The sequence below is a fragment of the Leisingera daeponensis DSM 23529 genome (assembly GCF_000473145.1).
GTDB classification, from domain to species: domain Bacteria; phylum Pseudomonadota; class Alphaproteobacteria; order Rhodobacterales; family Rhodobacteraceae; genus Leisingera; species Leisingera daeponensis.
Genome location: NZ_KI421502.1, coordinates 38,599 through 58,425 on the forward strand (window position 1 = coordinate 38,599; position 19,827 = coordinate 58,425).

Genomic DNA, 19,827 nt, shown 5'->3' on the forward strand with positions numbered 1-19,827 from the left:
ATGTTATGATTTTTGTCAAAAAACTTTTGCTTGAATTATTCCCTTCGCCGGACAAAAGCTTTTGCAGAGCCAACATTGGGAGAGAAGCTCATGTCCGTTAAATCCTTGCTCTGCGCCTCGGCAATTCTGGCCGTCGCCGGCAGCACCGCATTTGCAGAAACCGAAATTCAGTGGTGGCACGCCATGGGCGGCACCAATGGCGAGCGCGTCAACAAGATCGCCGAAGACTTCAACGCCACTCAGGACGACTACAAGGTCGTGCCCGTCTACAAGGGCAACTACACCGAGACCATGACCGCGGCGATTGCCGCCTTCCGCGCCAAGGAACACCCGCAGATTGTGCAGGTCTTCGAGGTCGGCACCGCCACCATGATGTCCGCCAAGGGCGCGATCTACCCGGTCGAACAGCTCATGAACGACACAGGCGAACCGTTTGACGGCGACGCCTTCCTGCCCGCCGTGGTGTCCTATTACGAAACCCCCGAGGGCGAGCTGCTGTCGATGCCCTTCAACAGCTCCACCCCGGTGCTGTGGTACAACAAGGACGCGCTGGACGCGGCCGGCGCCGAGGTGCCCGAAACCTGGGACGAGGTGAAAGCCGCGGCGCAGAAGCTGGTCGGCAACGGCATGAAATGCGGCCTGTCCTTCGGCTGGCAGTCCTGGGTGATGATCGAGAACTTCTCGGCCTGGCACAACCTGCCCACCGGCACCCAGGAAAACGGCTTTGCGGGCTTTGACACCGAACTGACCTTCAACAACGACAAGCTGGCCGCGCGCCTGGATGATGTCGCGTCGATGGGCAAGGACGGCCTGTTCGTCTATGGCGGCCGCCGCGGCGACAGCCTGCCGCTGTTCACCAACGGCGAATGCGGCATGTGGATGAACTCCTCGGCCTATTACGGCTCGATCAAGGACCAGGCCGGGTTCGAATTCGGCCAGACCATGCTGCCGCTGGACACCGGCGTGGCCGACGCGCCGCAGAACTCGATCATCGGCGGCGCGACCCTGTGGGTGCTGGCCGGCCACGAGGAGGAGGAATACAAGGGCACCGCCAAGTTCCTCAGCTACCTGTCCTCGCCCGAGGTGCAGGCCTGGTGGCACCAGGAGACCGGTTACGTGCCGATCACCGCGGCAGCCTATGAGCTGTCCAAGGAGCAGGGGTTCTATGACAGCAACCCGGGCACCGACACCGCGATCAAGCAGCTCAGCCTGAACACCCCCACCGCCAACAGCCGCGGCCTGCGCTATGGCAACTTCGTTCAGGTCCGCGACGTGATCAACGAGGAGCTGGAAGCGCTGTGGGGCGGCGAGAAAACCGCACAGGAGGCGCTGGACGCCGCGGTTGAGCGCGGCAACGACCTGCTGCGCAAGTTCGAGCGCACCGCCAAGTAACCCCTCCCTGACGCCCCGGCCCTGCCGCCCCTTCCCCGGGCGGCAGGGCCATTTTCCTGATTGGGGTCCTTCATGCTCAAACGGGTGCATTTCCCAACCTCGGCGCTGCCCTACCTGCTGGTTGCGCCGCAAATCGCCATTACCCTGGTGTTCTTCCTCTGGCCTGCCAGCCAGGCGATGTATCAGTCGTTCCTGATCGAGGACGCCTTTGGCCTTGGCACCGAATTCGTCTGGTTCGAGAATTTCGAGATTCTCGCCACCGACCCGCACTATCTGGCCAGTTTCCAGCGCACCGCGGTGTTCTCATTGCTGGTGGCGGCGCTGTCGATGGGCTTTGCGCTGATCCTCGCGGGCTTTGCCCAGCGGGTGGTGCGCGGCGCCATGTTCTACCGCACCATGCTGATCTGGCCCTATGCGGTGGCGCCGGTTCTGGCGGGCGCGCTGTGGGTGTTCATGTTCAACCCCACCCTTGGCATCTTCCCCTATTTCCTGGAATTCGCGGGCATCACCTGGAACCACTACCTCAACGGCACCCAGGCGATGGCGCTGGTGATCCTGGCCGCGGCGTGGAAACAGGTCGCCTATAACTTCCTGTTCTACCTTGCCGCCATGCAGTCGATCCCCAATTCCGTGATCGAGGCCGCCGCCATCGACGGCGCAGGCCCGGCACGGCGGTTCTGGACCATCATCTTCCCGCTGATCTCGCCCACCACGTTCTTCCTGCTGGTGATCAACATGGTCTATGCCTTTTTCGAGACCTTCGGCATCATCCACGCCGTGACCCAGGGCGGCCCCGGCACCTCCACCACCATTCTGGTCTACAAGGTGTTCAACGACGGTTTTGTCGGCCTCGACCTCGGCGGCTCTGCCGCGCAGTCGGTTGTGCTGATGGTGCTGGTGATCGCCATGACCGTGGTCCAGTTCCGCTTTGTTGAAAGAAAGGTGGCATACTGATGGTCGAAAACCGCCCCCTTACCGCCTTCCTCACCCATCTGGTGCTGATCCTTGGGGTTCTGGCGATCGCGCTGCCGGTGTGGATCACCTTTGTCGCCGCCACCCACGACCAGCTGCGGATGAACCAGGCGCCGCTGCCGCTGTGGCCCGGCGATCATTTCCTGGTGAACATGAAGCAGACCCTGTTCGGCTCCGGCCTCAGCGGGACCGAAACCGCGCCGGTCTGGCTGATGCTGCTGAACTCATTGGCGATGGCGCTGATGATCTCCACCGGCAAGATCGCGATTTCGCTGCTGTCGGCCTTTGCCATCGTCTACTTCAAGTTCCCGTTCCGCATGACCTTCTTCTGGATGATCTTCATCACCCTGATGCTGCCGGTCGAGGTGCGGATCCTGCCGACCTTCGAGGTGGTTGCCAACCTGGGAATGCTGAACAGCTATTGGGGCCTGTCGGTCCCGCTGATCGCCTCGGCCACCGCGACCTTCATGTTCCGCCAGGTGTTCCTGACGGTGCCGGATGAGCTCTTGGAAAGCGCCCGCATCGACGGCGCCGGGCCGCTCCGGTTCTTCTTTGATATCCTGCTGCCCTTGTCGCGCACCAACATCGCGGCGCTGTTCGTGATCCTGTTCATCTTCGGCTGGAACCAGTACCTCTGGCCGCTTTTGATCACCACCGACACCTCGATGACCACCATCGTGATGTCGATCAAGCAGATGCTGGAGGCGGCGGAGCAAAGCCCGCAGTGGAACATCATCATGACCACGGCCCTTCTGGCGATGATCCCGCCGGTGTTCGTGGTCATCGCAATGCAAAAGCTCTTTGTGCAGGGCTTGACGGAAACCGATAAGTAAGGCGCGCCGAATAATGGCTGATATTCAACTCAAAGACCTGGTGAAATCCTACGGCCCGACCGAGGTGCTGCACCATATCGAAGGCGACATCAGGGATGGCGAGTTCATCGTCATCGTCGGCCCCTCCGGCTGCGGCAAGTCCACGCTGCTGCGGATGGTGGCGGGGCTGGAAAGCGTCACCTCCGGCGAAATCGCCATCGGCGGGCGCCGGGTGAACGAGCTGGAACCCTCGGCGCGCGATATCGCCATGGTGTTCCAGAACTACGCGCTTTATCCGCATATGTCGGTGCGCCAGAACATGGCCTATGGCCTGAAGATCCGCAAACTGCCGAAGGACGAGATCAACCGCCGCGTCGAGGAGGCGGCGGAGATCCTGGAGATCAGGCAATACCTTGACCGCAAGCCGCGCCAGCTGTCGGGCGGCCAGCGCCAGCGGGTTGCCATGGGCCGCGCCATCGTGCGCGACCCGCAGGTGTTCCTGTTCGACGAGCCGCTGTCCAACCTCGACGCCAAGCTGCGGGTGCAGATGCGGCTGGAAATCCGCAAGCTGCAGCAGCGGCTGGGGGTCACGTCGATCTACGTGACCCACGATCAGGTCGAGGCGATGACGCTGGGCGACCGGCTGATGGTGCTGAACGGCGGCTATGTGGAGCAGTTCGGCACCCCGATCGAGCTTTATGACCGCCCGGCCTCGGTGTTTGTGGCGGGGTTCATCGGCAGCCCGGCGATGAATTTCTTCCCGGCGGACCTCAGCGGCGGCCAGGCCGCCCTGCCCGGCGGCAGCGTGCTGCCGGTGGCCTCTGCCCGCAGCGGCACCGCCACCCTGGGCCTGCGCCCGGAACACCTGATGCAAGACCCCGCAGGCCCCATCGCCATCGAGGTGGAGCTGCTGGAACAGCTGGGCGCCAACACCCTGATCCACGGCCGCCTGCCGGGCACCGATCTCAGCATCACCGCCAGCGTGCCGGGCCATGCCAATGACGGCACCGGCAGCATCCGCCGCTTTTCCGTGGCGCCGGAGCTGACCCACCTGTTCGATCCCGCCACCGGCAAACGTCTGGAAGGCTGATGCAGTACCCCCAAATCCCCGCCTTCGCCGCCCGGCCGGGCGTGATCCGCCTGATCGGCCACCGCGGCGCCCGCGGCGTGCTGCCGGAAAACACGATGGAAGGCTTTGCGTTTGCCCTGACCGCCGGGGTGGAGCTGCTAGAGCTGGACGTGACTGCCACCCGCGACGGCGTCCCGGTGATCACCCACAACCACCGCCTCACCCGGTCGATGATCCGCGGCGCCGATGGCTGCTGGCTGCAGGGGGAGGAACCCAAGGTGGCGTCTCTGACTTACGCCGAACTGCAGGCCTATGACGCGGGCGGGCTGGACGGCAGCAGCGTCTATGGCCAGCGGTTCCCGGATCAGGCGTTTCTGACCGGCGTGCGCATTCCCCGGCTTGCGGACTTGCTGGCGCTGCTGCAGCGGCCCGAGCATCAGAACGTGCATCTGCTGCTGGAGATCAAGTCCGATCCGGACCTGATCGGCGACACCGCCGCGCGCCGCAAACTGGTGGAGGCAGTGGTGGCAGAGGTGCGCCAGGCCCGGATGCAGCCGCGCACGGTGCTGCACAGTTTCGACTGGGATCTGCTGACAGACTGCCAGCGGATCGCCCCGGAAATGCCTGCCTCCTTCCTGACCCAGCTGCCGGAGAACGACGACGACGCGGGCGAGGATTCCTCCAAGGCGGTGAACCCGGTGGCGGGCTTCAGCGCCATTGACCTGCCGGACCGGGTGGCTGCCGCCAAGGGCCAGTTCTGGTGCCCCTATTTTCTGGATATCACGGCAGACTCGCTGGCCCGCGCCCGGGCGCTGGGGCTGGTGACGGTGGTCTGGACGGTGAATGAGCCGGAAGACATCGACCGGATGATCGCCCTTGGCGTCGATGCCATCTGCACCGATTTTCCGGGGCGGGTGCAGCGGCAGTTGCTAATGCACGGGCTGCACTGGCGCTCAGACTGAAAAAAGCCGTTTCCCTGCAAGGGAAACGGCCCTGAAAAATCGGATTTTTCAGGGCTGAAATCCGCGCCGGATTTCAGCCGTTTCCAGGTCAGCCCAGAATACCGGGCAGGTTCAGACCATGCTCGCGCGCGCAGTCCTTGGCGATCTCATACCCCGCATCCGCATGGCGCATGACGCCGGTGGCCGGGTCGTTCCACAGCACGCGGCCGATCCGGCGCGCGGCGTCCTCGCTGCCGTCGCAGCAGATCACCACGCCGGAATGCTGCGAGAAGCCCATGCCGACCCCGCCGCCGTGGTGCAGCGACACCCAGGTCGCACCGGAGGCGGTGTTGAGGAGCGCGTTCAGCAGCGGCCAGTCGGACACCGCGTCGGAGCCGTCCATCATCGCCTCGGTCTCGCGGTTCGGGGACGCGACGGAACCCGAGTCCAGATGGTCGCGGCCAATGACCACCGGCGCCTTCAGCTCGCCAGTGCGGACCATCTCGTTGAAGGCGAGGCCCGCCTTGTGGCGGTCGCCAAGCCCGATCCAGCAAATCCGCGCGGGCAGGCCCTGGAAGGCAATCCGCTCCTGCGCCATGTCCAGCCAGCGGTGCAGTCCCTCGTTCTCGGGGAACAGCTCCTTCATCTTGGCGTCGGTCTTCCTGATATCCTCCGGATCGCCCGAGAGTGCGGCCCAGCGGAACGGGCCGATGCCGCGGCAGAACAGCGGGCGGATGTAGGCGGGCACGAAACCGGGGAAGTCAAAGGCGTTCTCTAGCCCCTCCTCCAGCGCCATCTGGCGGATGTTGTTGCCGTAATCCACCGTCGGCACGCCCATCGCGTGGAAATCGCACATCGCCTTCACCTGCACGCGCATGCTGGCGCGGGCGGCCATTTCCACCGCTTTCGGCTCGGAGACCCGGCGCTCCTTCCACTCGCCCATGGTCCAGCCCAGCGGCAGGTAGCCGTTCACCGGGTCGTGGGCAGAGGTCTGGTCGGTCACGATATCGGGGCGGATGCCGCCCGCCTTGGCGCGTTCCACCAGTTCGGGGAAGATCTCTGCCGCGTTGCCCAGAAGGCCCACGGATTTCGCTTCGCCCGCCGCGGTCCAGCGCTCGATCATCTCCAGCGCTTCGTCCAGGGTTTCGGCCTTCTCGTCCAGGTATTTGGTGCGCAGGCGGAAGTCGATGGAGTCCGGGTTGCACTCCACCGCCAGGCAGCAGGCACCGGCGAAGACAGCGGCCAGCGGCTGCGCGCCGCCCATGCCGCCGAGGCCGCCGGTCAGGATCCACTTGCCCTTGAGGTCGCCGCCGTAATGCTGGCGGCCGGCCTCGGCAAAGGTCTCGTAAGTGCCCTGCACGATGCCCTGCGTGCCGATATAGATCCAGGAGCCGGCCGTCATCTGGCCGTACATCATCAGGCCCTTCTTATCGAGCTCGTTGAAGTGGTCCCAGTTGGCCCAATGCGGCACCAGGTTGGAGTTGGCGATCAGCACGCGGGGCGCGTCCTTGTGGGTCTGGAAGACGCCCACGGGCTTGCCCGACTGAACCATAAGGGTCTGATCTTCCTCAAGGTTTTTCAGGGTCTCGACGATCATGTCGAAATCCTTCCAGGTGCGCGCGGCGCGGCCGATGCCGCCGTACACCACCAGCTCATGCGGGTTTTCGGCCACATCCGGATGCAGGTTGTTCATCATCATCCGCAGCGGCGCCTCGGTCATCCAGGACTTGGCGTTAAGCTCCGTGCCGGTCGGCGGGAAGATGTCGCGGGTGTTCTTGCGGGGATCGCTCATGCGGGCCTCCAGGTCTGAAGATCGGTGAGAATATTGGTGAGATGGGCGCGCAGGGCTTCCGCGCGCTCCGGCAGATAGGTCCAGGGCGGGCTTTCCTGGCAGTAGGTGGCCTGCGCCAGCTCCATCTGGATGGCGTGATAGCCTTCGCCGGGCCGCCCGTAGTGGCGGGTGGTCCAGCCGCCCTTGAAGCGCCCGTTGAGGGTGGAGGTATAGCCCTCCGCCGCCTCGCAATGGGCCACGGTCAGCGCCTCGATGGCAGGATCGCAGGTTTCGCCCATGTTGGTGCCGACGTTGAAATCCGGCAGGCGGCCCTCGAACAGAAACGGGATGTCGCCGCGGATCGAGTGGCAATCGTAGAGGATGGCAAAGCCGTGGAGTGCCTTCACCCGCTCCAGCTCTGCCGCCAGCGCCGTGTGGTACGGCGCGTGATAGGCCGCGCGGCGGCGGGTGATTTCCGCCTCATCCGGCTCCCTGCCCTCCTGCCAGACAGGCAGCCCGTCGAAATCGGTCATCGGCACCAGAGTGGTGGTGTTCTGCCCGGGATAGAGGCTGATACCGGCGGGATCGCGGTTCACGTCGATCACATAGCGGTGGATGGGGGTGCGCACGGTTGTTACCTCCTCCACCAGCGCGGAATACAGGTCATGGATATGCCAGTCGGTGTCGGCCAGCGCCCTGCCCGTCTCATTGAGGCACTCCCAGATCTCCGGCGGCACATCGGTGCCGGTGTGGGGCAGCCCCAGCACCAGCGGCGATGACCCTTGGGTGACGCCGATCATGCCGCCACCTTGACGCCCGCGGCGTCCGCGACGCGGCCTGCGCGGACCATGGCGCTGGCAGCCTCAATATCCGGCGCCAGGTAACGGTCCTCCGCCAGCGCGGGGATCTCCTTGCGCAGCATCGCCAGAACGTCCTGCAGGCGGGCAGAGGTTTGCAGAGGCGCGCGCGCCTCGACGCCTTGCGCGGCGCAGAGCATTTCGACGCCCAGGATCACCGAGAGGTTGGCGTTCATCCGTCCCAGCCGCAGCGCACCGTGGGCGGCCATCGACACGTGGTCTTCCTGGTTTGCTGACGTTGGGGTTGAATCCGTCACGCAAGGATTCGCCAAATGCTTGTTTTCGCTCATCAGCGCGGCGGTGGTCACCTCGGCGATCATGAAGCCGGAGTTCAGGCCCGGATCGGGCGTCAGGAAGGGCGGCAGGTCGTGGCTGAGGGTCGGGTCCACCATCAAGGCCACCCGGCGCTGCGCGATGGCGCCGATCTCGGCCACGGCGAGCGCGATCTGGTCGGCGGCAAAGCCCACGTATTCGGCATGGAAATTGCCGCCGGAGACGATGCGCCCCTCGTTCACCAGCACCAGCGGGTTGTCGGTGACGGCGTTGGCCTCGATCTCCAGCGTTTTGGCGGCCATCCGCAGCACGTCCAGCGCCGCGCCCACCACCTGCGGCTGGCAGCGGATGCAATAGGGATCCTGCACCCGGGTGTCGCCCTCGCGGTGGCTTTCGCGGATTTCCGATCCGTCCATGATCGCGCGCATCTCGCGGGCCACGTCGATCTGCCCGGCATGGCCGCGCAGGGTGTGAATGTCGGCCACCAGCGGCGCGGTGGAGCCCATGATGGCGTCGGTGGTGAGCGATGCAATCGCCATCGAGGCCTCTGCCATGCGCCAGGCGTCAAACAGCCCGGCCAGCGCGCAGGCGGTGGAGAACTGGGTGCCGTTGATCAGCCCCAGGCCTTCCTTGGGGCCGAGCACAATAGGCTCTAACCCGGCCTTTTTCAGCGCATCCGCGCTGGACATGCGGGTGCCCTCAAATGTGGCCTCCCCTGCCCCGATCATCGCCGCCGCCATATGCGCCAGCGGTGCCAGATCGCCGGAAGCGCCGACGGAGCCCTGCGACGGGATCACCGGCACGACGCCGCGTTCCAGCATCTGCTCGATCTGCTCGATCACCAGCCAGCGCACGCCCGACGCGCCGCGGCCCATCGACAAGAGCTTCAGCGTCATCATCAGCCGGGTCTTGTCCTCCGGCAGCGCCTCCCCTACCCCGCAGCAGTGGCTGAGGATCAGGTTGCGCTGCAGCGTGGCAGTGTCAGCCGGTGCGATCTTGGTCGAGGCAAGCTTGCCGAAACCGGTGTTGATGCCATAGACGGCCTCCTCACCGGCAGCGGCATCCGCCACCATTTTCGCAGCGGCCTCCACCGGTTCGCGGGCGGAGGCATCCAGCTTGGCCGGGGTCAGGTTGCGGTAGATATCTTCCAGCGTGGCAAGCGTTACCGTGCCGGGGATCATCTCGATCATCGTTTTCCCTCATAGATACGGGTGTAAAGCGGGTTGAAGCCGATGCGGTAGGCGAGCTCAGCCGGCGTTTCCACGTCCCAGACCGCCAGATCGGCGCGCATACCGGCAGCGATCTGTCCCCGGTCCGCCAGCCCCAGCGCACGGGCTGCGTTGCGGGTGACGCCTGCCAGCGCCTCCTCCGGGGTCATCCGGAACAGGGTGCAGCCCATGTTCATGGTCAGCAGCAAGGAGGTCAGCGGCGAGGAGCCGGGGTTGCAGTCGGTCGCCAGCGCCATCGGCACGCCGTGGGCGCGGAAATGTTCAATCGGCGGCGCTTGCGTTTCGCGGATGGTGTAGAAGGCGCCGGGCAGGATCACCGCGACGGAGCCCGCGGCGGCCATCGCCCTGGCATCGTCCCCGGTGGCGTATTCCACATGATCGACTGACAACGCGCCGTAGTCCGCGGCCAGCTTGGTGCCGCCCTGGTGGCTCAGCTGTTCGGCGTGCAGTTTCACCGGCAGGCCCAGTTCCTGCGCCACCTTGAACACCCGTTCGATCTGCGCAGGGGAAAACGCGATGTTTTCGCAGAAGCCGTCAACCGCATCCACCAGCCCCTCCGCATGGGCGGCGCGCAGGGCGGGGATGCAGACCTGATCGATGTAGGCATCGTCACGGCCCTTGTACTCGCCCGGCGTGGCATGGGCGCCAAGGAAGGTGGTCTTGACCGTCACCGGGCGCAATTCCCCCAGACGGCGGGCGGCGCGCAGCATGTTGAGTTCGGTGTCCAGATCCAGCCCGTAGCCGGATTTCACCTCTACCACGGTTGCGCCCTCGGCGATCAGCGCATCCAGCCGCGGCAGCGCGCCCTGCACCAGATCCTCCTGCGATGCGGTGCGGGTGGCCGACACGGTGGAGACGATGCCGCCCCCTGCCCTTGCGACTTCCTCGTAAGACGCCCCATTGAGGCGCATCTCGAACTCCATCGCGCGGTTGCCGCCAAAGACGATATGGGTGTGGCAGTCGATCAGACCCGGCGTGACCAGCCGCCCGCCCTGGCTGCGCTGCTCCCACGGAAAATTGTCAGCTGACAATTTTTCCCGCGGCCCGGCCCAGACGATGCTGCCGTCCGAAACCGCGACGGCCCCGTCCTCAATCAGGCCATAAGGCGTGTCTGAACCGGCCATCGTGGCCAGCCGGGCGTCTGTCAGAACGTAGTTCCCTGTCACGGAATCCCCCCGAGTCGCTGTGGTGCTGGTTTGGCATTAAGCTACTCATTTAGGATATTATGTCTAGTCATAAAATCGCAAGACCGCGTGCGCTTCCGGCCGCAGCCTGCCCCCCCTTTAGCGGGGATACCGCGGATGCAGATCGTCGATGATGATCGGATGCGCGTGCGGCGCGGCCCCCCGCAGGTGCGGATGGTCGGCTGGCAAATCCGGATGGCTGTGCGCAACCGGTGCGGCGCTGTCGCGGGGCCACAGGCGCTGTGCGGCAAACAGCCCTGCTGCGGCCAGAAGCGCCAGCACCAGCATCGCTGCCGCCCCGCCCCAGGCGGCCATCAGCCAGGCCGACAGCGGATAGAACAGCAGCCAGCAGGCGTGCGACAGGGTGAACTGCGCGGCAAAGATCGCGGGCCGGTCCGCCGCATGGGCCGAGCGCGCCAGCAGCCGCCCCGAGGGCGTCAGCACCGCCGACCAGCCAACGCCGATCACCGCCCAGCCGATTGCCAGCCGTGCAAAGGTCAGCGGCGCGGCAAAGGCCGCCAGCGCCAGGATGGCCATGGCGGCGATGCCCAGCCCTGCCCCGGCCAGCATCACGGTCCGGTCCGGCAGCCGCTCCAGCAGCCGCGGCAGCAGCATGGCCGACAGCATCGAGCCGCCGCCGAACGCCGCCAGCGCCAGCGCGACGGAGCTTTCAGGCAGGGTCATGCCCGCACGCACCAGCACCACCGTGTTGACGATCACCATCGCGCCGATGGCCGACACCACCCAGTTCAGCGCCAGAAGCCCGCGCAGCCGCGGTGTCTTGAGGTAATTGCGGATGCCGCGGGTCGTGCGCTCCCAGACCGGGCGCGGCGCCTTGGGCGCGGGCGACGGCAGCACGATTGTCAGCAGCAGCAGCGCCGATCCGGCGAACCCCGCCGCGGTGCCCCAGAACAGAGTGCCGGAACTGACCACCAGCAGCAGCGCCGCGGCCAGCATCGGGCTGGCCAGGCTCTCCAGCTCAAACGCCAGCCGCGACAGCGACAGCGCCTGGGTGTATTCCTTCTCATCGGTCAGCACATCGGGGATCGAGGCCTGGAACGCGGGCGTGAACCCGGCAGAGGCGGATTGCAGCACGAAGATCAGCACATAGACCTGCCAGACCTCGCTGACGAACGGCAGGCAAACCGCCACCGCCATCCGCACCAGATCCAAGCCGATCAGCATTGTCCGCCGGTCCGCCTGTTCCGCCCAGGCGGCCGCGATCGGGGCCACGGTGACATAGGCCACCATCTTGATCGTCAGCGCGGTGCCCAGCACCAGCCCGGCGCGGTCGCCCGCCAGGTCAAAGGCCAGCAGCCCAAGCGCCACGGTCGCCAGGCCGGTGCCGGTCAGCGCCACGATCTGGGCCAGGAACAGATGCCGGTAAGTCCGGTTCTTCAGGATGGAGAGCATGGGCCACTGGGTCCTCGGGCTGGGAGCGTTGCCGCCACTGTGGCCGGAGGCCAGTGGCAAAAGCAACGGCCCGGACCACCGGAACGCCGCGGCAGAGAAAAATTGTCAGCTGACAATTATTGGAGTCCAAGCGTGTGCTGGCGCTGAGCGCGGGCGGCGGCTGGCTGCGAAACCGCTTGGGAATGACCCGTGTGAGCGGCAGGCGCCGCCAGAAACAGCCGGAATTGTCAGCTGACAATTTTTCATAGGCAGACGATGCGAGCCGAGGTCAGCAGGACCGCGGGCAGGGCGCGCATCATCCCGCAGAAGCGCCATTGGGCTTTGCAGACCCTTCGCAATCCCGCACCCGGCAGAAAATTGTCAGCTGACAATTTTCGCCCCGGCACCCCTTTGCAGCAGCGCATCCAGCATCGGCTTGGTCGAAAACTGACCGGCCCGCGCCTTCTGCGCCAGCCGCCGCAGATAGGCGCCCGGGCTGCGGATGGTGCCCAGCTTCTCCAGTATGCACATGACCGCTGTTGCCGCGTCCCTGCGGCCCATGGCGGCGCGTGCATCGCTCAGCACGGGCATTGCGATCCCCATCATCGGTGACAGCTTCTCGGCAATCCGGTCGGCATCCTGCCAGCTTCGCAATCCGCCGGGGTAGTAGCTTTGCACTTCCGGGCAGGCCCGCAGAACCGTGGTGAGGCCATTGTCATTCTCAGCCTTTTCCCGGGCTGTGTCTGCACCGTCCGAGGGGCCTTGGGGGGCTGCGGCCTGCGCCGCTTCAGAGTCAGAATCTTTTTTTATTGAATACTGTATGTGCCGCTCATTCTGGCCGGTGCTGCCGCTCATTTCGCGTGCAGGCAGCCGGGAAGGCTGCGGCGTCTCCTCCGGTGTCCGGCTGGCAATTTCGTCGCGCAGCGTTTCAGCCATCCGAGCCAGCTCCGCCGCGCAGGGTTTGCGGCGCAGCAGCTTGCGGGCGGTGTCCAGCAGCTCCGCAGCGCCGTCTGCCAGGTCCAACAGCTGCTGGCGCAGCACGGCCACCCGGTCACGCATAACCGCCAAACGCTCGGCGCGGGCCTTGGCCTCCAGCGCGGCGTCAAAGATCTGGCTGGCGTGGCGGGCGAGGGGAGACAGGTCGAAGCCGAAGGCCAGCGCCGTGTCCTCGCCGCTGCGGCGGGCATAGCGCTTGCGGTTGGGGCTGTTCTTCCGGCTGACAATGCCAATGCGGGTGAGGGCGGCCAGATGGCGGCGCAGGGTGCTTTCGGGCATCCCGTTCAAGCGCTCCATCAGCTTGCGGTTCGACGGGAACACGATGGCGCTGTCCGGGTCCGCGGGCAGGGCGCGCTCCGGGAAGAAGGTGAGCAGGGCCTTCAGCACCCCAAGGGTGCGGTGGCTGAGTTCGAATTCCGCGGCGGCGTGCGTCAGCGCAGCCAGAAGGTCCCACTTGTCGTGAGTACCTGCCAGCCGGCCGCACGGATCCTGCCGCCCAAATGCGATTTGGGACGCCTTTTCCATGATTTTTTCACGAAAGACAAAAAATACCCGCCCCTGTGCGGCGCACAGAGTTGACACTGACGAGTCTGAAGGGCTATTCCAAAGGTGCTAAATCTGAGAACGGCCTTCTGGGATGTAATGTCCTGGGGGGCTTTTCTTTTGCCTGCTACGTGCCTCCTGTCCTGTTTTCTCTGCTCTTGCTCAGTCTTCCGGCTGCTCGGGCTGGTCTTGCTGCCAGCGGCCGTGAAGCTCTGCCATGATCTCTTCCGCGTTGGCGTCGAACCAGGCGTCAAAGCCCGGCGCGTCCTTGGCGGCGATCGTCAGGGTGATCCCCTTGGCGGTGGTCTTGATGCCCGCGACCTCAGCGCCGTTGCTGCCGGGCAGGGGGCGCGACTTCGGCGGGGCAGGGGCCGGTTTGACCTCCTGCGGCACGTCCTGGGCGTGTTTCAGAACGGCCTCGAACCGGCCGTCGGAATCAAAGGTCGTGAAATCGGGCCGGTTCGTCCGGGTGATTGCCCGGGACCGTGCCGCGGGATCGTCGAACAGCTTGACCAGCATCATCCAGCGGTCGCGGCCGATGCCGGGGGCAGAGCCGATTGCCCGCAGGAAGGGCAGATCAAAGGCGGTGCCGACCTTGAGCATCCGCGACACCATCGGCAGGTCGATGGACAGCGCGGCGGCAATTGTCTGCCGTCCATAGCCATCGGCCTGCAACTGCGCCGCAAAGGCGGCCTTTTCGATAAAGCTGAGGTCCTGGCGCGAGGTGTTTTCCTGGCCCTGCGCCATCACCAGCGCGTGGTCGTCCAGCTGCCGCACCATCGCCTTGACGGGCAGGCCCAGCTCGCGCAGCGCCTTCAGGCGGCGGCGGCCATAGACGATTTCAAACCGCCCCGGCGTCTTGGAGTGCGGCCGCAGCAGCACCGGCACCTGCTGGCCATAGGTCTTCAGGCTGTCCTTCAGCTGGTTGAAGGCCGCGCCGTCCATGCCCAGCCGGTCCTCGTAGCCGGCGTCGTCGATCAGGGCCGTGTCGATTTCCTGCACCGCGCTTTCCTGCAGCTTGCTGAGCGAGGATTGCAGCGCCCCGACCGCGCCGCGCGGCATCATCTTGGGTTTCGGCCCGCCAGCGGATGCTGCCGGGCTGCTGAGTGCCGTGCTGAGAATGCCTTTGCGTGCCATCAACGCCTCCATGCTTGTTGAAGGAGCGATTCTATTTCATCGTTAACTTGATTCAGTGAATCGACCGCACGGTCATAGGTTGACCTGTGAAACTGGGATCTTTCGACCTCATAGACCGTCTGCTGGGTCAGGCCCGCGTCGGAAATCGCGGTGGATTTCAGCATCGGGGCGACCATGACCTCCTCGCCGAACAATTGCCGCAGGAATGCAACCACCTGTTGCTGCGGGCCGTCGTTCGGCTCGTACCGGTTGATCAGGAAGCGCAGGAAATCGAACTCCAGCGCTGCGCCTGCGTTGGACACCACGTCCAGCAGCTCGGCTGACATCTGCAGGAACTGCGACATAGACGCGATGTCGAGCATGTTCGGCACCACGGTGATGATCACGCCGGTCGAGGCGCAGAGCGCCGACATGGTGAGATAGCCGAGCTGCGGCGGGCAGTCGAAGATGATCACGTCGTAATCGGCCTCGACCTCCTCCAGCGCCGCGGCCATGCGCGAAAAGAACGCGGGCTGCACGTTGTGGATCAGCGCCTGCGGCGTCTCATGCTCGAATTCCTGCAGGATCAGACCGCCCGGCGCCAGGTCCAGGCCGGTGAAATAGGTTTGCTGGATGATCTGGCGCAGGGGCAGGGGGTCATCATAGCGGATTGCGTCGTAAATCGTCCCTGTTTCGAGGAAATCGACCTCTGGCCGGTAGCCGAAAAGCGTCGTCAGCGACGCCTGAGGGTCGATATCCACCGCCAGCACCCGGTAGCCCTTGAGCGCCAGCCGCTGCGCGGTATGGATGGACGAGGTGGTCTTGCCCGAGCCGCCTTTGAAGTTCAGGAAGGACAGCACCTGCACCTTGTCGCCCTCGCGGCGGCCGCGCAGGTAGGTGCCCGGCGTCTTGGCCGAGGCATCCAGGATCTTGCGCATCTCCAGCAGATCGGCGGCGGAATAATGGCGCCGCCCGCCCGGTGTGGTGTGAACCTCGGGAAGTTTTCCGTCAAAATGCAGCTTGCGCAGAAAACTGGAGGAAATGCCCAGCATCTCCGCCGCTTCCCCGGGGCTGAACAGCCGCAGCTCCTTCCTTGCATCCGGCGCAAAACTCGCCAGCATATGGCTGTTGAGGGCCGCACTTAGGTTCTCCGCGTTTTCGCGGATTCGCTGATTGATGTGGAGTGCTACTGCCAACTGCTGCCCTCTCGGTAGTAACGCTGTTTTGCGTCAGCGCCTTATTTATCGTTTCTATACGCAATGCGAACAGCGTTTTGCAATAGATTCCTTCATTTACAGGTTGCAGACGTGTTTTCCGGATTTCTGCCGGATTGCGAAACCCGCGGCAAGTTTCGCCATAATAGACTGAAAATAAATACAAAATATGCTCGCCGCAGCGCCGGGGCAGGGGAGGGCGGGCCATCCCTGCGGCAGTTGGCAGAATCCGAAACGCCTGCCGGGGCCGAGTCGCACCGGATAAGGCGGCAGCATGAGTCTGCGGCAAACGGCGCTGATTAGGGCCTGTTTTTTCGAGGATGGCCTCCCGGATCGGCGCGCCGCCGCGCCGGGCCGGCCTGCCGCGGGCCTGAAATCCGGTGCCTGACCGCAAGCCGCAGCGGAATTCGGCGGGAAAGGCATTTTCCACAACTAAAAATGAGGGAATCCTTGTTCTGCACTCGTCATGCGAGTGCGACAGTCCATTAGTTAAAGGAGAATAAAATGGAACGTAACAGCATCCTCACACATATGCGGGCCATTGAAGACAGGTTCAACGCCGAGGGCCTGACGCTTTACGTGTGCACCGATCCCGAAGAGCTGCCGGCGCTTCTGGAGGATGTGGGAAAGAAGCAGGTTCACCCGATGTCCGAAGTCAGCGCCGAGGAACTGAGGTCGGGGCGGGCGCTCTGGCTGTTCCTGAAGCGGCAGGACCGTTGCATCACCTGCATTTCGGCCAAGAGTGTGGACCTTGGCGGCAAGGACTTCGGAAATTACTTCCGCGGCCTTGCGGCTTCCCGCTACAGCAACCGCGATCAGGTGGTGGAGAGCGTTTCGCAGCCGCTGGTCGATGAGCTGCGGGGCAGGCTGATCTACTTTGGCGGGATCGAGGTCGCGCCGGACGAACGCGGCGGCATCCGGCGGCTGGGCGATTTCGCCCAGTATGTGAAACTGCTGGCCGCCACGCGGTGGGACTTTGACTGGATGTACACGATCATTGCCTACAAGCACCGCCGCCTGGCCGATGATTACGGCTTTAACGGCAAATACCGCAACGCGATTTCCTGGGCGGATCCGGTGCCCGAAGGGCTGGCGAACGATCAGATGATCCTAGGCCTCAACGCAGTCCACTTCTCGCATATTGTCAGCAGTGTCGAGCCAGGTAATCTTTGAGAAAACGGCCGTGACCGGCTCCCCCCGGGGGCCGGTCACCCGCATGGTCACCTTGCGGTAGCCGCCGCGCACCCGCAGCCCCTTGATGATCACGTCCAGCTCCTCGTCGGTGACGATATACGGCACCTCGCTCAGCATCCTGTGCGAGTGCATCGCGCGCGCGATGACCCGTTCCTTGAAGGATCCGACGATGCGGTAGAAATCCCGGTTCCCGGCCAGCATCAGCCGTTCTGCGGCGGCGCTGCGCTTGCCGATCTGGATCGGGTGCATGATCCGGTCGGTGGCCTCAAGAGGCTCGTAAAGATCGACCTGATCCTCGAACCACTCCCAATTCCGCAACAGCCCCGCCTCCTGGTGGAACCAGTCCAGAATGTGGTCCGTGGTCACGTTGAACCCCGCCCTGGAGCAGGCGGCAAGTTCCGTATTGGCGGCCTCGGCCGCGCGCCAGCGGTTGAGCCGGGCTGCGGAGGCCTGGCTGCCGCCGGGCAGCTCGAAAAAGAACTGAATGGGAATGCACAGGCCGGCCGACAGCAGCGCCAGCGAGGATGCCGGAATTTCGCGGTTGTTCCGCATCTGGCTTCGCAGAGTGCCGTAGTTGATCCCGGAGATTGTGCAGGCTGTCTTCAGTCTGACACCTGCGATCTTGCAGGCGGCATCAATGCGGTCGGCAATCATATGCACCTCAAAAGTTTACATATGTGAATTATTAAACCAGTAGTTGACACCTATCAGCCAAAGCATCAACAATCAATGCGTGTATCGTAGTTATCAGCGGGCGAGTTACCTGTGGAATGGACGAACGAAAAAGCGCATCAGGCCGGGGGACGCGGACGGGACGTGTCCCGGCGCGAGCTTGAACTGCTGAGGAAGGCAAGCGAAGCGTCGGGGAGGAGCCTGGGCTTCTGGTCCGATTTGACCGAAGGGCTGGACCAGAGGGCGATCGCCCTGCTGGTGTCGCGGGCTCATATGGTTTCGCCGGACGGCTCTGCCGCGCCCGATACGCTGGCGCAGGACCAGCGCGAGGTGCTTGCCATGCTGTCGCAGGTCGGCCACCGCGACCGCGGGGTGTTTCTGCGGGCGCTGCGCGGGCTTATCGACCTGCGCAAGGGGCGGCTGAACTAGGCCGCGCAGGCCAGCCCCGCAGGGGCTGCGCTGCGCAAAGAGCCGGCCGTTTCCCGCCATACCCCTTGACCGGGCTCGATATTTGGGCACCAAAGTTCTTTCGCTGGCTCATACTGGCCGGGGCGAACGAATCTGCATGGAGAAGCCTATGGCTCAGGAGCATCCCATTTACGGCCGGATCGACGGCCCCATCGTGATCATCGGCTTCGGTTCGATCGGCAAAGGCACGCTGCCCCTGATCGAACGCCATTTCGAATTCGATGCCGCCAAGCTGACGGTGATCGAACCCGACGCCGCCAAGGCGAATTTCCTGCGCCAGCACAGCATCAACCACCTGCAGGTCGCGCTGACGCCGGACAACTACAGGGAGGTGCTGGGCGGCCTGTTTGCCGAGGGCAAGGGGTTTTGCGTAAACCTGTCGGTGGACACCTCGTCGCTTGAGCTCATGACCTTCATGCGGGAGCTGGGCGTGCTGTATATCGACACGGTGGTGGAGCCCTGGGCGGGCTATTATTTCGGCACCTCCGACAATGCGGCCCGCACCAATTACGCGCTGCGCCAGGCGGTCAGGGATGAAAAGGCGCGCAACCCCGGCGGCACCACCGCTGTCAGCTGCTGCGGCGCCAATCCCGGCATGGTCAGCTGGTTCGTCAAGGAGGCGCTGCTGACGCTGGCCCGCGACACCGGCCGCGAGGTTGAGACCCCCGCCAGCCGCGAGGGCTGGGCGCGGCTGATGCAGTCGCTGGGCGTCAAGGGCGTTCACATCGCCGAACGGGATACCCAGGCCCGCCGGGTGCCGCGCGCCCGCGGCACCTTCGTTAATACCTGGTCGGTCGAGGGCTTCATCGCAGAGGGCTTCCAGCCTGCCGAGCTGGGGTGGGGCACCCATGAAACCTGGTTCCCGGAGAACGGCCACCGCCAGGACAGCGGCTGCCAGGCCGCCATCTGGCTGGAACGTCCGGGCGCGATCACCCGGGTGCATACCTGGTGCCCGACGCCGGGGCCGCAGTTCGGCTTTCTGGTCACCCATAACGAGGCGATCTCGATCTCGGACTATTACACCGTCGGAGCGGGGGCTGATCCGGAGTACCGCCCGACCTGCCACTATGCCTATCACCCCTGCGACGACGCGGTGCTGAGCCTGCATGAGCTGTTCGGCTCCGGCCAGCAGCAGGAGCGGCACCACATCCTGACGGAGGATGAGATCATCGAGGGCATCGACGAGCTGGGCGTGCTGCTTTACGGCCATGAAAAGAACGCGCTCTGGTTCGGCTCCCGGCTGTCGAACGAGGAGGCCCGCGACCTGGCGCCCTATCAGAACGCGACCGGGCTGCAGGTCACCTCGGCGGTGCTGGCAGGCATGGTCTGGGCCCTGGAAAACCCCGAAGCGGGGATCGTCGAGACGGACGAGATGGACCACGCCCGCTGTCTTGAGGTGCAGCGCCCGTATCTGGGCCCGGTGGAGGCGCATTACACCAGCTGGACACCGCTGCAGGACCGCTGGGCGCAGTTCCCGGAAGATATCGACGAAAGCGATCCCTGGCTGTTCCGGAACGTGCTGGCGAGCTGACCGCGCGGCGGCGCGCCACAGGCGCGCCGCCGGCTGTTCCTTGCCCGGCTGCCAGTCCCGCCACATCAGACAGGTATTGGCGCCCGGCGAGGCGAAAGACACCCTGAACTTGCGGTGATGCACCCGTCCCGCGTTGTGCAGGCGCATTGCGCTGGCCTCAAGGGCGGGGTGGCGTGTCTGGCCGCAAGCTGCATCCCCGCG

Annotated in this window: 17 protein-coding genes; 8 read left to right on the forward strand and 9 right to left on the reverse strand. The window is 64.8% G+C overall.

All coding sequences use genetic code 11. From position 1 onward, the window contains the following. The first annotated feature begins 90 nt into the window (after positions 1-90). From ugpB to DAEP_RS0120375, 5 genes are all read left to right on the forward strand, one after another. Complete coding sequence (gene ugpB / locus DAEP_RS0120355) at positions 91-1,392, forward strand: sn-glycerol-3-phosphate ABC transporter substrate-binding protein UgpB (RefSeq protein WP_027245990.1); 1,302 nt, start codon at positions 91-93, stop codon at positions 1,390-1,392. Between the two features lie 72 nt (positions 1,393-1,464). Then, positions 1,465-2,346, forward strand: a complete 882-nt coding sequence (ugpA, locus tag DAEP_RS0120360; RefSeq protein ID WP_008558267.1) for a sn-glycerol-3-phosphate ABC transporter permease UgpA — start codon at positions 1,465-1,467, stop codon at positions 2,344-2,346. Further along, positions 2,346-3,197, forward strand: a complete 852-nt coding sequence (ugpE, locus tag DAEP_RS0120365; RefSeq protein WP_008558167.1) for a sn-glycerol-3-phosphate ABC transporter permease UgpE — start codon at positions 2,346-2,348, stop codon at positions 3,195-3,197. Before ugpA ends, ugpE begins: the two co-directional genes overlap by 1 nt. Before the next feature lie 13 nt (positions 3,198-3,210). Next, complete coding sequence (locus tag DAEP_RS0120370; protein ID WP_027245991.1) at positions 3,211-4,266, forward strand: sn-glycerol-3-phosphate import ATP-binding protein UgpC; 1,056 nt, start codon at positions 3,211-3,213, stop codon at positions 4,264-4,266. Next, complete coding sequence (locus tag DAEP_RS0120375; RefSeq protein WP_027245992.1) at positions 4,266-5,207, forward strand: glycerophosphodiester phosphodiesterase; 942 nt, start codon at positions 4,266-4,268, stop codon at positions 5,205-5,207. Before DAEP_RS0120370 ends, DAEP_RS0120375 begins: the two co-directional genes overlap by 1 nt. Before the next feature lie 88 nt (positions 5,208-5,295). Here the strand turns inward: DAEP_RS0120375 and hutU are convergent, their stop codons facing one another. The 8 genes from hutU to repA form a co-directional block, all read right to left on the reverse strand. Continuing rightward, positions 5,296-6,978, reverse strand: a complete 1,683-nt coding sequence (gene hutU, locus DAEP_RS0120380) for a urocanate hydratase (protein WP_027245993.1) — start codon at positions 6,976-6,978, stop codon at positions 5,296-5,298. After that, positions 6,975-7,757: an N-formylglutamate deformylase gene (gene hutG / locus DAEP_RS0120385; protein WP_027245994.1), complete on the reverse strand. Its 783-nt coding sequence runs from the start codon at positions 7,755-7,757 to the stop codon at positions 6,975-6,977. Before hutG ends, hutU begins: the two co-directional genes overlap by 4 nt. Further along, positions 7,754-9,277 carry a histidine ammonia-lyase gene (gene hutH / locus DAEP_RS0120390; RefSeq protein ID WP_027245995.1) on the reverse strand — a complete coding sequence of 508 codons (1,524 nt, stop codon included), beginning with the start codon at positions 9,275-9,277 and terminating at the stop codon, positions 7,754-7,756. The genes hutG and hutH overlap by 4 nt, the downstream gene beginning before the upstream one ends. Then, positions 9,274-10,482: an imidazolonepropionase gene (gene hutI / locus DAEP_RS0120395; RefSeq protein WP_027245996.1), complete on the reverse strand. Its 1,209-nt coding sequence runs from the start codon at positions 10,480-10,482 to the stop codon at positions 9,274-9,276. Before hutI ends, hutH begins: the two co-directional genes overlap by 4 nt. A gap of 117 nt (positions 10,483-10,599) precedes the next feature. Then, positions 10,600-11,913: an MFS transporter gene (locus DAEP_RS0120400; RefSeq protein WP_027245997.1), complete on the reverse strand. Its 1,314-nt coding sequence runs from the start codon at positions 11,911-11,913 to the stop codon at positions 10,600-10,602. Between the two features lie 360 nt (positions 11,914-12,273). Beyond that, the gene (gene repC, locus DAEP_RS0120405) at positions 12,274-13,413 is read right to left on the reverse strand and encodes a plasmid replication protein RepC (protein WP_027245998.1); all 1,140 of its coding nucleotides are present in this window, start codon (positions 13,411-13,413) and stop codon (positions 12,274-12,276) included. Positions 13,414-13,593: 180 nt separating this feature from the next. Then, complete coding sequence (gene repB / locus DAEP_RS0120410; RefSeq protein WP_008558297.1) at positions 13,594-14,568, reverse strand: plasmid partitioning protein RepB; 975 nt, start codon at positions 14,566-14,568, stop codon at positions 13,594-13,596. Then, on the reverse strand, positions 14,568-15,743 hold the full coding sequence (gene repA / locus DAEP_RS0120415) for a plasmid partitioning protein RepA (RefSeq protein WP_008558293.1): 1,176 nt from the start codon (positions 15,741-15,743) through the stop codon (positions 14,568-14,570). Before repA ends, repB begins: the two co-directional genes overlap by 1 nt. A gap of 522 nt (positions 15,744-16,265) precedes the next feature. Between repA and DAEP_RS0120420 the strand changes: the two genes are divergently transcribed. Beyond that, positions 16,266-16,934: a hypothetical protein gene (locus tag DAEP_RS0120420; RefSeq protein WP_154665121.1), complete on the forward strand. Its 669-nt coding sequence runs from the start codon at positions 16,266-16,268 to the stop codon at positions 16,932-16,934. Here the strand turns inward: DAEP_RS0120420 and DAEP_RS0120425 are convergent. Next, positions 16,872-17,609 carry a hypothetical protein gene (locus tag DAEP_RS0120425; RefSeq protein WP_027246000.1) on the reverse strand — a complete coding sequence of 246 codons (738 nt, stop codon included), beginning with the start codon at positions 17,607-17,609 and terminating at the stop codon, positions 16,872-16,874. The genes DAEP_RS0120420 and DAEP_RS0120425 overlap by 63 nt on opposite strands. Positions 17,610-17,720: 111 nt before the next feature. Between DAEP_RS0120425 and DAEP_RS24100 the strand changes: the two genes are divergently transcribed. After that, on the forward strand, positions 17,721-18,056 hold the full coding sequence (locus DAEP_RS24100; protein ID WP_154665122.1) for a hypothetical protein: 336 nt from the start codon (positions 17,721-17,723) through the stop codon (positions 18,054-18,056). A gap of 148 nt (positions 18,057-18,204) precedes the next feature. Beyond that, on the forward strand, positions 18,205-19,626 hold the full coding sequence (locus DAEP_RS0120435; protein WP_008558187.1) for a homospermidine synthase: 1,422 nt from the start codon (positions 18,205-18,207) through the stop codon (positions 19,624-19,626). The last annotated feature ends 201 nt before the right edge of the window (positions 19,627-19,827 follow it).